Below are 12373 nucleotides of genomic sequence, written 5' to 3'. Positions count from 1 at the left end.
CCGAGACCGCTCTGCGCGGTACACGAAGGCAAGGGCCCCGAACCTCGAACAGTTGAACGTGCGGGGCTCTTGCGCGTGCATAGCCCCGGGATAGTCCAAAGCGTCACGCGCACGGTGCGTTCGGTCGCGGCGGGAAGGAACTGCCGAGTCGGACACGGCTCAGCTCCACGCAGGCTGCCATCCCGAGACTTTGGACGACGCACAGATCGTGGCCGTCGCCGCAGCCAGATCGGCGATCCAGGAATGCTTCCAGGCTGCCGGACGACAGTGCGGCGACCCTGACCACTGCCACGTTCGCATAAGAGCATCTGTTGCAGGTGTTTCGGGGCAATTGCGACGGCGCGGTCTTGACATGATCGCTGTTCGAGATGAGACGAACGCTGCGTTCACCGGCTCAGACGAGGGCGGATCGGCAGACAGTCTGCCGCGCCGGAATCACCGGACGGAACCTCGCCGCTTTGGCGGGCTAGACTCGGACGGGACCGAGCGGACGTCGTTCGCTCCCGTTCGATGAGGTTGGAGGTGGTTCCATTGGCAATGCCCGCTCCTCGGTCCGACCATTGGACGGCCGCGGACCTCGATCACATTCCCGAAGACGGATTACGGTACGAGGTGCTGAATGGCCAGCTCGTCGTGAACGCTGCTCCTAAGCCGCGGCATCAGTGGCTGATCAAATGGCTGGTGCGCGCTCTCGACGACGTACTGCCTCCCGGATACGTAGTGCTGGAAGGGGTGGGAGTGCTGATCGGCGACGACGAGCCCATTCCCGACCTCATGGTGGCGGCTGGCGCGATCGACTGGGACGACCGCGGGATCGCCGCCGAACAGGTGAAGCTGGTCGTCGAAGTTGTCTCCAAATCGACGACTATGCAGGACCGCATGGTCAAGCCCGTGCTCTATGCCGCAGCCGGAATTCCGAACTACTGGCGCGTCGAGATCAACCCGTTCAAAGGCCAGCTCACTGACGAAAAATTGCCGGTCCTGTTCGCGCATACGCTCGGGCCGGAGGGCGCCTACGAACGGACGCACCGGGTGGCGGCTGGGGAGTCCGTCACCCTGCGCAGTCCCTTCGAATTCACCGTGGATCCGGCGTCACTGATGCGCTGAGCCGCCTTTATCGTGCGGCGATCGCATGCTCCTCGGCGAAGACCTTGCGGCAGACCGGGGCACAGAAGGCGTAGTCGGTGCCGTCGTGGGTCAGGGTGATCTGGGCGGTGGCCCATTCGACAGTCATGCCGCAGACCGGATCGATCGTGTAACCCTTCGGTGCTTCGGGTCGCACGCCGGAGTCCCGGAAGTCCTGTGTCATCAACCGGGTGATGTCGGTGGCGGTCATCGAGCGGCCCAGCGCACCGATCGCGTGTTCGCGGATGCCGACGATCTGCACGATGCAATGCGGACGACGCAGGAGCCGGTCCGGATCCGCTTCGGTATCGGCGATCGCGCGGGTGACCATCGGGATGATGTGGTCGCCGAATTCGCGGTTGTTGCTCCATGAGCCGGGAACCGTGATCCGCACGAGATAGCGAGGTTCGGCCGTGATGTTCGGGCCGCCGGTGGCCCAGACCTGCGGCTTGTGCACTACTACATGCGTCAATTCACGCGCCATATCGAGCACCGAGTCCGGCGCGGATTCGCCGGTGGTCAGCTCGTGTAGTACCCGGTCGGCCAGCTGTTGCTGCCGTTCGACGCTCATCGTCTCCTCGGAGACGAACAACTCGATGGTCATCATGATCGGGATTCCTTCGGCAGGTTCATCGACGCGTCGGCGGAGGCCAGGGCGAGAAGTTCGTCGACCGACCACTGATCGTCGGCGTGCTTGCCGAGTTTGCTTGCCAGGATGCGGCCATCGGACGCGATGAGGAAGTCGCCGGGCAGACCGAGGCGTCCACCCTCGGGTTTGCCCGGGGGAGCGGGCTTCTGCTTGCGCAGTGCGGCCACCGTGGCCCGGGTCGCGGCGCGGACGATGGTCGGCCAGGCGCGCGCGTCGAGCAGGGCGCGCGGTGCCGATTCGATGCCGAACTCGCGGTACAGGATTCGGTCGGGATCGCCGACCAGGTCGAAGGGCAGATCGCCCTCATAGGTGCGCAATTCGGCTGCACTGGAATGGAATACGACGACCTCACGGATATTCGCGGCCAAGATTTCGGCGTGTCGTACGGCGAACGAGCGCAGGTGCAGATTGCACACCGGACAGCCCGCGAAACGTCGAAACTGCAGGTGTATCAGGCAATCCGGATCGGGGACCGGAATCTCGGCGTCGGCAATGGTGAGCAGCGTTCGGTCGGTGACGGTGCGCGGCAATGGCATGGGGACTCCCTTCTCGTAGGTGTACAAGGTACGCCTACAGCCAGTATGCGCGTACCTTGTACGCTGTCAACCCGTGCCCCGCCCTCGCTCGCTGACCAGCCCCGCCATCGCGGCCGCCGCCGTCGCGGTGCTCGACCGCGACGGTCTGTCCGGCTTGACCATGCGCGCGGTCGCGAAGGAACTCCGCATCGCCACCATGGGCCTCTACCGCTACGTCGCCGACCGCGACGAACTCGAGCTGCTGGTCGTAGACCATCTCCTGGCCGATATCGACCTCACGCCACCGACCGCCCCGGACTGGCGCGATCGCGCCGCGGCCCTACTCGACCGCATGCGCACGACGGTATCCGCCCATCCGGCAACGGTCCCGCTGGTCGTGCGCCACCGCCAGTCCGCCCCCAACAGCCTGCGCTGGATCGAGGCGATGCTGACCGTCCTCACCGATGCGGGCTTCACCGGCATCGGCCGAGTCCTGGCCCAACGCACTCTCATGGCCTTCCTGCTCGGCCACCTCCAGAACGAGCACTACGGCCCACTCTCCGGCGCAGGCACCGCCGCCATGACCCGCCTCCCCCCAGGCGACTATCCGCTCCTCGTCGAAACCGCCACCGAGGCCCGAAATGTCGACGCCCCCACCGAATTCCGCCTCGGTATCGAAATCGTTCTGCGCGGCCTGTCCCCCTGAGCCCCGCCAACACTCCCAAGGGTTGTTGCTGCGCATCGATTCGCGCGCCGCGCACGTTTTCGCCCGGCGAATTCGTGCGCGGCGCGAGAAAAGGTGCGCGTCGTTGGGTGCTAGTTGGTGAGGCCGGGGATGGACATGGTCGTTCCCATGATGTGGTGGCCCGCGTCGTTCAAGTGCAGGCCGTCGCCGCTGTCCAGGTCGGGGCGGATGAAGTCGGGATCGTTGGGGTCTTCGACAGCGGCGGCCACGTCGAACACGGCATCGAAAACGCGGGTGGTGCGCAGCCATTCGTTGACCGCGCGGCGTACTACTCGGCCCTCTTCGACATTGAGGTCCGGATAGATGACACCGGCGAAGGGGCCGATGGTGTTGGCATACACCGCGAGTCCGGCCGCATGCGCCCGCCCGGCCAATTGCCGGAAACCGGCGATGAGTGCATCGGCCGATGAGGTGCTGTTGTCGAGGATCAGATCGTTGATACCGAAGTTCAGGACAACATGGGTGACGCCGGGCACCCCGAGTACATCGCGGTCGAAACGGGCCAGACCATGTTCGCCGATCTGGTCGGTCAGCAAACGGGTCCCGCCGATGCCCTGATTGAGCACCCAACCGCTGGTGAGACGTTCGTTGAGGACGTCGACGGAACGATGGTTCGCGCCGGGTGTGGACCCGACGCCTTCGAACCAGGAGTCGCCGAACGCGACGATGATCGGCCCATCCGTCGGGGTGAGCACGTCGACACCGGTCACATAGAAGCGCGAGGTCGTCTCCTCGGCTCCGGATAGCGCGAGTGCGGTGACCTGATCACCGGCGGCCACGAAACCGGATTCCATCGGCAGGTGCGAAAAGGGTGCCAGGCCGCTCTTTTTCGGCAAGTAGATACTCAGCACCAGATCGGTATCGGCAGTCGTCGCGAAATCGACGGGGTCACTGATGATATCGGCTCCCGCTGGAATGGAAACCGAAGCCTCGCCGTCGAAACGCAGCTCGGTATCGGTCTCCGCGATGATCTCGGCCCCGGACTTGCGCACCGCGATCCGTGCCGCGCCGATGGTCACCGGCGTCGAACCATAGCGGTTTGTCAGCCGCACCCGCAGCTGCTCGCCGCTCCCGACCAGGTGCAGCACCTGACGCACCGTCTCATCGGCGAAGCCGCGCGGCTCGGCCAAACGAATCCGCTCGGCGGGGTCGACCAGCGGGGAACGGAAGCCAGCGACCCAGCGCGAAGAGGTAGTCATCGGAATCTCCATTTAGTTGCGGTGAGGAATATTGCGATGACAACAACTTAGCGCATATGTTCCGCATGTCAACTATCCCCGCCGCAACTATCTGGGCTAAGCTCGCCACCGTGGACGCAGAACTCTTCGACGATCCCAGGCTCACCACCATGGGCCTGCTCTACGAGGCGTACGACGGCCTGACCCGCAAGTTGGAACCGACCTGGAAGAAACACGGTCTGTCCGGCCTCGATGTCAACGCACTCATGCGCCTGAGCCGCTCACCGGACCGTCGCCTGCGCATGACCGATCTCGCCGCCCAGACCAACCTGTCCACCAGCGGTGTCACCAGACTGGTCGACCGTCTGCAGCGCAACGGCTTCGTGCGCCGCGAACTCGACTCGGTGGACCGCCGCAGTTCCTACGCCGTGCTCACCGCCGCCGGTGCGACCCGCTTGGCCCGCGTACTCCCCGACTACCTCGAGGTCATCGAGCGCTGGTTCACCGGTCTGCTGCCGCCCGACCAACTCGATGCCTTCGTCGCCGGTCTGCGCACCATTCGCGATCAGGTGAACCCGGAGGCCACTGCGCGCGAAGCCGACTAGAACACCCTGCACCGAATCGCACGACATCACCGTCGCCGAGGCGACGGACTCGCCGCTTCCGGCAGCCCTACCGGAGGCGGCGAGGTGGCATCACTCGACGGCGGTTCCCTCGAGCTCGACCATCTGGCCGGGGATCGCCAGCCGGGTGATCCCGAGCATCGTGGTAGGCGGTGCCACCCCGGCAGCGCCCAACCGCGACGCCAGCACGCCGTAGTGCTGGAAAAGCAGATCGACGTCGGTGGTGTAGACGTTGAGCCGGACCAGGTTCGCCAGAGACATGCCAGCCTTTCCGAGTACGGCCTCGAGGTTGTCGAGGCTCAGCGCCAACTGCGCAGCCATGTCACCGGCATGCTGGGGCTTGCCGTCGCCGCTCATCGCGGTCTGCCCGGAGCAGTACAGGGTCCGGGTGTGACCTGAGACGACCTCACCCTGGTTGAATCCCATCCCCACCGACCACGTCACCGGGTTGACTGCCGTTCGTTCCACGACCACATCAGCTCCATTCGATTCGTTGAAGTACGTACGCCCGGCGGCGCTAGCCGCTGTCTGTGACGCCGTGGTGGTAAGCCTCCCAACCAATCACGACATCCTGTGTCGTGTATTCGGTTAAGTTTTCCGTATGCGCGCCGACCGATTGGTGTCGCTGGTGCTGCTGCTGCGCCAGCGCGGTCGGCTGACTGCGACCGAGCTGGCCGACGAACTCGAGGTATCCACCCGCACGGTGTTACGCGACATCGAGGCGCTGTCCGCGGCCGGTGTCCCGGTCTTCGCCGAACGCGGCCGGCACGGCGGTTTCGCGTTGTTACCTGGGTTTCGGACTGAACTCACCGGGCTGAACCACGACGAGGCGCTTGCCTTACTGGTCGCCGGATCGCGGCGCGGCGCGCAGGCATTCGGCCTCGGCTCGGCGCTTGCTTCGGCGATGCTCAAGGTGGTTGACGCGCTACCCGAAAGCTATCGGAACACCGCGGCTGATGTGGCCGAGCGATTGCTCATCGATCCGGAGACCGATCTGCTGTCGCGTCGGCTGGTCGCTGAGGAAGTGCCCGGCACCATATTGGCCGAGATCCGGCGCGCGGTATTCGCCGGAAGCAAGCTGCGCATCCACTACGCGGCTGTCGACCAGACCCCGAAGTGGCGCACGGTGGACCCGATCGGCCTGGTCATCGTTCGCGAGCAGGGCTACTTGCTGGCCACGAGATCTGGCGCGGACCGTACCTATCGGCTGTCGCGGGTGTTGGCCGCAGAGGCACTCCCAGAACCGGCACAGCGACCAGCTCGGGTCGATCTGGACCGGGCCTGGCAGGAACGCAGCAAACAGTTTCGCACTAGCGGCGATCAGATCGCCGTGCTGGTACAGGTGAGCCCGGCGGGGCGGGAGGACCTGGTGAGCACCGCACTGGCCGTCCACACCGAGGAACCCGACGCAAACGGCTGGCTGCGGTTGGAGGTGACCTTTCAAGATTCACGACACGCCGAATGGGCGCTGTGGCAGCTCGCCACGGAAGCGGAAGCCCTTGCCCCGCAGTCGTTGCGCACATCCCTGCACAACCGCGCCGCCGCGATTGCCACTCGCTACGCAGAGTCATCCTGAGAGTTGTCACCGGGTGCCAGGTCGTCGCCGACGCGATTCGGACCGCTCCACACTGGGTAGGCGCAAGCCCGGCGAAACGACGCGTGCGCGACGCGCAGCGCTGCCCGGCGTTGGGGACTGTCACCAACGTCGCGCCCCGCAACAGCTAGTCGATCGCCGCGGTGAGGCGATTGGTGAGTTCGCGGACGTGGGCGATCAACTCGGGAGGTTCGTGGATTCGGCAGGCGAAGCCGAAAGTCGCTATGTAGACGGCGAGTTCGTCCAGGGAGTTGGACCCCGTGCGGAGTAGGCAGCTTCGATCGTCGATGGCCTCGATGACGCCGACGGTCGGGGCAATGCGTTCGGCGGCGACCTGGGCCGGTACATACAGCGTCACGCGGGCGGCATAGCGATAGGGGGAAGTTGTTGTGCCGCTGGTGATGTAGTGCGCCAGGTCGGTTTCGGGTGGCTCGCGCGGGGTGAAGCGCGGACCGGTGGGAACGCGAGGTTGTAGGCGGTCGACGCGGTAGGTGCGCCAGTCCGCGCGGTCGATATCCCAGGCGATGAGATACCAGTGCCGACCGGTGTGCGCCAAACGATGCGGTTCGACGGTACGCAATGATGTTGTGCCACTGTGGGTTCGGTAGTCGAAGCGCAGGCGGTGATTGTCGCGGATAGCACCCGCGACCGCGGTCAGCACATCGGGATCGACGGTCGGTCCAGCGGAAGGCACGGTGACAGTCACTGATTGCAGCAGACTGACCCGATGCCGCAGCCGCGACGGCAGCACCTGCTCCAGTTTGGTGAGCGCGCGCAACGAACTGTCCTCGATGCCCGCGATGGTGCCACCCGCCGCGGTACGCAGTCCGACGGCAACGGCCACCGCCTCATCATCGTCGAGCAGCAGCGGCGGCAGTTTCGCACCCGCCCCGAGGCGGTACCCCGCGACACCGGCGGTCGCGTCGACCGGATAGCCGAGGTTGCGCAACTTGTCGATATCGCGGCGCACCGTGCGCACATCGACCTCGAGGCGTTCGGCGAGTTCGGTACCGGTCCAGTCCCGAGGCGTCTGCAAGAGCGACAGCAATCGCAGCAGGCGCGCGGAGGTTTCCAACATGATGAAAAGTTTGCCCCAACGCTAGGGCAGAAACTGTCCTAAGCGGCTCATAGCGTGGTTTTCATGAACACAGAAATCACTCCGTTCCGCATCGAAATCCCGCAGCAGCAGCTCGATGACCTGCGCCATCGTCTCGATAATGCGCGCTGGCCCGCACCGCTGCCCGGCGACGGCTGGGACACCGGCGTGCCGACCACCTGGCTGCGCGATCTGGTCGACTACTGGCGTACCGGCTACGACTGGCGCGCCGCCGAGGCCCAGCTCAACGCCTATCCGCAATTCACCACCCAGATCGACGGACAGCGCATCCACTTCCTGCACGTCCGCTCACCCGAGTCCGATGCGCTGCCACTGCTGATGACGCACGGTTGGCCGGGTTCGGTCGTCGAATTCCTCGACGTGATCGGACCGCTCACCGACCCGCGCGCCCACGGCGGCGATCCCGGCGATGCCTTCCACCTTGTTATTCCATCGCTGCCCGGATTCGGCTTCTCCGGACCCGTCAGCGAAGCGGGCTGGACCAGCGCGAAGATCGGCGACACCTGGGCCGAACTCATGCGCCGACTCGGCTACGAGCGCTATGGCACACAGGGCGGCGATATCGGCGCTGCGGTGAGTCCGGAGGTGGCCAGGAGCGCGCCGAAGAATGTGGTGGGTGTGCACACCAACGGCGGCCCGGATCCGATTGCGACCCATCAACTTTCCGAGGACGAGTTGGCCAGCTTGACCGACCTCGAGCGCGACCGGATCGATCGCATCCAGGCATTCCTGCGCGAGGAGATGGGCTATATCGCGATTCAATCCACCCGACCGCAGACCGTGGCCTACGGACTGGTCGATTCGCCGATCGGTCAGCTCTCCTGGATCATGGACAAATTCCGGGAATGGACCTATCCGCGAAACGTGGACCCGGACAAGATCATCGACCGCGACCGGCTGCTGACCAATGTGATGCTGTACTGGCTCAACGGTACCGCGGGTTCGGCCGCCTTCGTCGGCTACGCGCAGCGCGCCGGCTGGGGTACGAACAAGTCGAATTCCGGAGTGCCTACCGCGGCAATCGTTTTCGCGCAGGACGTCGGAATTCGACGCTATTGCCAGACCCAGCACACCATGACTCGCTGGGTCGATGTGGACCGCGGCGGACATTTCGCGGCGCTGGAGGAGCCCGTGCTGCTGCTGAACGACATCCGCGAGTTCTTCCGCGACCTGCGCTGAAAACGTGGGCCGGTTCCGGCATGTCGCGGCGGGGACAGGCTCACAATCAATGGCAGCAGGACAGTGGCAATGCAGAGGTGAGCGCCATGAGTGAGCCGAGAAGGATTACTCAGGAATATCGGGAAGAGTTCTGGCGGCGCTGCGGCTGGTCACCGGATCTGCCCGAGGCCGAACGACGCCATATCGAGGAACACTGGGATGACGAGTCCATCGATATGGCGGAGTTGTTCGGCTGGTAGATCAGGCGGTGAGTTCACCTGCCTGCCGCCACGAGTCGCGTTCGGCGGCGAATGCTTCGGCTTGTACCCCGCGGAATTCCTTGATGGATTCGGCATTGTCGGATAGGAACTTCCGATAGTCGGCGAGCGCGAACTCACCGTCCTCGGCCCGCACCTCGACCTTGCCCGCCGCGAAATCCGCACGTAGGTCGAGGAGTTCATCGGCTTCGACCGGATACCAGCGGATCCGGTCGAAATAGCGCAGTAACCAGGGGGATTCGTCGCTGACGCTACTGTGGTCCCAGACTTGGGTTGTGCGGCCGACGAATTGGTAACCGCCGGGACCTTCCATCCCGTAGATGCACAGGTAGGCTCCGCCGATGCCGACGGCATTTTCGGGAGTCCAGGTGCGGGCCGGGTTGTACTTCGTGGTGACCAGCCGGTGGCGCGGATCGGTCGGGGTCGCGACCGGTGCGCCGAGGTAGACATCTCCGAGACCGAGGACCAGGTATTCGGCACCGAAGACGGTGTCATAGACCTCCTGTACCGAAGCCAAACCGTTCATGCGCCGGATGAATTCGATATTCCACGGGCACCAGGGCGCGTCCGCACGCACACCGTGCATATAGCGGGTGATCGCCTCCCGCGTGGCCGGATCATCCCAGGACAGCGGTAGGCGCACGGTGCGGCTCGGCACCACGAGTTGGTCGGCGGCGGGGATCTGCTGTTCGGCCTCGGTCAGCAGATCGAGCAGGACGGGGACCGGCAGCACCGTCGGATCGACTCGGATCTGCAGCGAACGGACACCGGGCGTCAGTTCCGTCACGCCGCGCACACCGGCCGCGAGCAGGTGCTGATGCAATGCGTGCACGCGGGCACGCAGACCGAGATCCAGTGTCATGGAGCCGTATTCGACGAGTACGCCGTCGTCACCTTGACGGCGGTAGGTCACCCCGGTCTCGTCGTCGACATCGGTGCGGCGCAGTACACCGTCATCCCCGTCGCCGCCAGGGGAGAGGACCGTGGGCCAGGCGGCGCGGCGAGCCGGACCGAGTTCGCGAACCGAAGCGGCGCGCTCACTGCGGATCGGGATGAAGCGCACGGTATCGCCGGGGGTCAGCTGGCCGAGTTTCCATCGGTCGGCGGCGACCACCGTCACCGGGCAGACGAATCCGCCGAGGCTGGGTCCGTCGGGACCGAGCAGGATGGGCGTATCGCCGGTAAAGTCCAGTGCCCCCATCGAGTACGCAGTGTCATGGATGTTGGACGGGTGTAGTCCCGCCTCGCCGCCATCGGTTCTGGCCCATTCGGGTTTCGGGCCGATCAGCCGCACTCCGGTGCGATCGGAATTGAAATGCACCTCATAGTCGGTGCCGAGAATCGTGTCGAAGTCATGGCGAGTGAAGAACTCCGGTGCGCCGTGCGGACCTTCGGTGACGGCCAATTCCCACCGACGCGTCAGGACCGGCTGCTGCTCCATCGGCACCGCGGCCGCCACCCGGCCTCGCTGTGCGCCGAGGGGAAGCATTTCACCGGCACGCAACGCGTTCCCCGTGCTCCCGCCGAACCGTCCGAGCGTGAATGTCGATGCGCTGCCCAGATATTCGGGCAGCTGAATACCGCCGGCGATCAGCACATAGCAGCGCATGCCCGGTCCATGTACCGCACCGATATCCAGCGTCGCGTCCGCCGGAACCAGCACCGTTCGCCACTGCTGGACGCGGCTTCCGTTCACGGTCACCTCGGCCGGAGCGCCGGTGACACACACCCAGGTAGGCACGGAGAACTTCAGCGCGGGACCGGCGAGTGTGCATTCGAGGCCCGCCGCGCCCTCGGGATTGCCGAGCACCCGGTTGCCGAGTCGGAACGACAGATCGTCCATCGGGCCCGAAGGCGGAACTCCAACGTGCCAATATCCGATGCGACCCGGCCAATCCTGCACCGTGGTGAGCATTCCCGGCCGTACCACCTGCACCATCTGTTCGGGACCGAGGGCGCGCGTACTCTCGGCGATCGCGCCCCCGTTGGAGCTCGCGACAACCGCTAGGTCGGCAACGGTCATCGGGTCACCACCATCCGCACGGGAGTCGGATCGAATCCGTTGCAGGGGTTATTGATCTGCGGACAATTCGATACCAGCACCAACGTGTCGACCTCGGCGCGCAACGTGACTTTCTTTCCCGGAGCCGATAATCCGTCGACAATGCCGAGGGTGCCGTCGGCCTCGACCGGGACATTCATGAACCAGTTGATATTCGACACCAGATCGCGTTTGCCCAGCCCCCATTTCAGCGCCTCGGTGAGGAAGTTCTCCACACACGCGTGCTGGTGGCGGGTGTGGTGGCCGTAGCGCAGCGTATTGGACTCCTGGGAGCAAGCCCCCGCGATGGTGTCGTGGTTGCCGACATCGTCGGCGAGTACGGTCATCAGCGCGGTGCCCGCATCGGTGCGCAGCACACTTCCGGTGCCGAGGAAGATATTGCGCTGTGCGGTAATGGTGGCCTGCGCGCTGTAGCGGTCGGTGTGGTCGGCGGCCGAATACAGTAGACAGTCCACCGCCTGATTGCCGTGCAGGTCGATGATTTCGAGTTGTTCGCCCGCGCGGACCACGGTCGACCACGGCGCGCATGCTGGCACGGTTTCGTCGAGCACGATGGTGCGGGTCGGTGCCGAGATCATGCCCCTACCTCCAGAGTCGCGGCCGTCCAGGCCTGTTCGGTGTTCTCGACGGCTCGCAGATATTCCGGGTCGGAGTTGTGCTGCCCGGCAAGCTCGTCCGGCGCGGCCCAGGCGACGATGTCGAGATCCGATGCGGGCCGATCGTCGAGCGGGTGTGTGGTGTCAGCGACGAGCAGGATCACCGGCAGATGGATGAGCAGGTCGACCGAGGAACCCGCCGCGGCGCTGCCGGTGGCGCTCAGCGCACCATCGGATTCGACGCGGACGCCGCGGAAGAAGGACACGGTCGGCCCGATATCCCGTGGCTCGAGACCCTGCTTCGCGCCCGCGAGTCGCAGCAGTGCACGGCCTTCGGGCGTCGGCCCGCACAGGGCGTCGTGCTGGCCGGACGTGTCGGCGACAATCGCGGCCAGCACCCGGCCCTGATCCGACAGCAGTGGATGTCCGATGCCCAGATACGCCTGCCACGGCACTTTCACGGTATCGGCCACATTGAGCCGCTCCCACGGTGCGTCGGCACGCAGCAGCAAGATGTGCGCGCATGCGGCTCCGGCGGGATCGCGCAAACGCAGTCTGGTCCCGCGACCGAGTACGACATTCGCGTAACCACCGGCCGGAATGCGTTGAGCGAAGGTTATTCTCGCCGCCGCGACGTCATCGGGTAACTCCGGTCCGGCGATGGTCGCGGTGGCCGCTTGGGACCTCGCGTGCGCGCGAGCTCCGAGAGCGGAAGCGGTGCTGGTCATCGGTG

The 12373-nt window shown here is 65.3% G+C and carries 14 protein-coding genes; 6 read left to right on the top strand and 8 right to left on the bottom strand.

Going from position 1 to position 12373, the window contains the following annotated elements:
- The first annotated feature begins 537 nt into the window (after positions 1–537).
- Entirely contained in the window at positions 538–1107 is a 570-nt protein-coding gene (locus tag ACIBG0_RS31415; protein ID WP_397037401.1) for a Uma2 family endonuclease, read from the top strand.
- Positions 1108–1114: 7 nt separating this feature from the next.
- Here the strand turns inward: ACIBG0_RS31415 and ACIBG0_RS31410 are convergent, their stop codons facing one another.
- Entirely contained in the window at positions 1115–1732 is a 618-nt protein-coding gene (locus ACIBG0_RS31410; protein WP_397037399.1) for an ATPase, read from the bottom strand.
- Positions 1729–2310 carry a peroxiredoxin-like family protein gene (locus tag ACIBG0_RS31405; protein WP_397037397.1) on the bottom strand — a complete coding sequence of 194 codons (582 nt, stop codon included), beginning with the start codon at positions 2308–2310 and terminating at the stop codon, positions 1729–1731. Before ACIBG0_RS31405 ends, ACIBG0_RS31410 begins: the two co-directional genes overlap by 4 nt.
- A 73-nt stretch (positions 2311–2383) precedes the next feature.
- Between ACIBG0_RS31405 and ACIBG0_RS31400 the strand changes: the two genes are divergently transcribed.
- The gene (locus tag ACIBG0_RS31400; protein WP_397037395.1) at positions 2384–2995 is read left to right on the top strand and encodes a TetR/AcrR family transcriptional regulator; all 612 of its coding nucleotides are present in this window, start codon (positions 2384–2386) and stop codon (positions 2993–2995) included.
- 110 nt (positions 2996–3105) lie between these two features.
- Here ACIBG0_RS31400 and ACIBG0_RS31395 read toward each other — a convergent pair whose 3' ends face one another.
- Complete coding sequence (locus tag ACIBG0_RS31395; protein ID WP_397037394.1) at positions 3106–4233, bottom strand: GDSL-type esterase/lipase family protein; 1128 nt, start codon at positions 4231–4233, stop codon at positions 3106–3108.
- 110 nt (positions 4234–4343) lie between these two features.
- Between ACIBG0_RS31395 and ACIBG0_RS31390 the strand changes: the two genes are divergently transcribed.
- Positions 4344–4817, top strand: a complete 474-nt coding sequence (locus ACIBG0_RS31390; protein ID WP_397037392.1) for a MarR family winged helix-turn-helix transcriptional regulator — start codon at positions 4344–4346, stop codon at positions 4815–4817.
- Positions 4818–4907: 90 nt separating this feature from the next.
- Here ACIBG0_RS31390 and ACIBG0_RS31385 read toward each other — a convergent pair whose 3' ends face one another.
- The gene (locus ACIBG0_RS31385; protein WP_397037390.1) at positions 4908–5303 is read right to left on the bottom strand and encodes a RidA family protein; all 396 of its coding nucleotides are present in this window, start codon (positions 5301–5303) and stop codon (positions 4908–4910) included.
- A 133-nt stretch (positions 5304–5436) separates the two neighbouring features.
- On the opposite strand from ACIBG0_RS31385, the gene ACIBG0_RS31380 reads away from it, so the two are divergent.
- Positions 5437–6411: a helix-turn-helix transcriptional regulator gene (locus ACIBG0_RS31380; protein WP_397037388.1), complete on the top strand. Its 975-nt coding sequence runs from the start codon at positions 5437–5439 to the stop codon at positions 6409–6411.
- 145 nt (positions 6412–6556) lie between these two features.
- Here ACIBG0_RS31380 and ACIBG0_RS31375 read toward each other — a convergent pair whose 3' ends face one another.
- Positions 6557–7507: a helix-turn-helix transcriptional regulator gene (locus ACIBG0_RS31375; protein WP_397037386.1), complete on the bottom strand. Its 951-nt coding sequence runs from the start codon at positions 7505–7507 to the stop codon at positions 6557–6559.
- Positions 7508–7570: 63 nt separating this feature from the next.
- Between ACIBG0_RS31375 and ACIBG0_RS31370 the strand changes: the two genes are divergently transcribed.
- Positions 7571–8725: an epoxide hydrolase family protein gene (locus ACIBG0_RS31370; RefSeq protein ID WP_397037384.1), complete on the top strand. Its 1155-nt coding sequence runs from the start codon at positions 7571–7573 to the stop codon at positions 8723–8725.
- Between the two features lie 86 nt (positions 8726–8811).
- Positions 8812–8964: a hypothetical protein gene (locus ACIBG0_RS31365; RefSeq protein WP_397037382.1), complete on the top strand. Its 153-nt coding sequence runs from the start codon at positions 8812–8814 to the stop codon at positions 8962–8964.
- A 1-nt stretch (position 8965) separates the two neighbouring features.
- Here the strand turns inward: ACIBG0_RS31365 and ACIBG0_RS31360 are convergent, their stop codons facing one another.
- From ACIBG0_RS31360 to ACIBG0_RS31350, 3 genes are all read right to left on the bottom strand, one after another.
- Positions 8966–10921, bottom strand: coding sequence for a 5-oxoprolinase/urea amidolyase family protein (locus ACIBG0_RS31360; RefSeq protein WP_397037506.1), 1956 nt, complete (start codon positions 10919–10921; stop codon positions 8966–8968).
- A gap of 80 nt (positions 10922–11001) precedes the next feature.
- Positions 11002–11622, bottom strand: coding sequence for an urea amidolyase associated protein UAAP2 (locus ACIBG0_RS31355; protein WP_397037380.1), 621 nt, complete (start codon positions 11620–11622; stop codon positions 11002–11004).
- Entirely contained in the window at positions 11619–12368 is a 750-nt protein-coding gene (locus tag ACIBG0_RS31350; RefSeq protein WP_397037379.1) for a DUF1989 domain-containing protein, read from the bottom strand. The genes ACIBG0_RS31355 and ACIBG0_RS31350 overlap by 4 nt, the downstream gene beginning before the upstream one ends.
- Between the last annotated feature and the right edge of the window lie 5 nt (positions 12369–12373).

The organism is Nocardia sp. NPDC050630, from assembly GCF_044457245.1.
GTDB lineage: Bacteria > Actinomycetota > Actinomycetes > Mycobacteriales > Mycobacteriaceae > Nocardia.
Note: the sequence above shows the minus strand (reverse complement) of the source record. Positions and strands in the feature narration are given on the sequence as shown.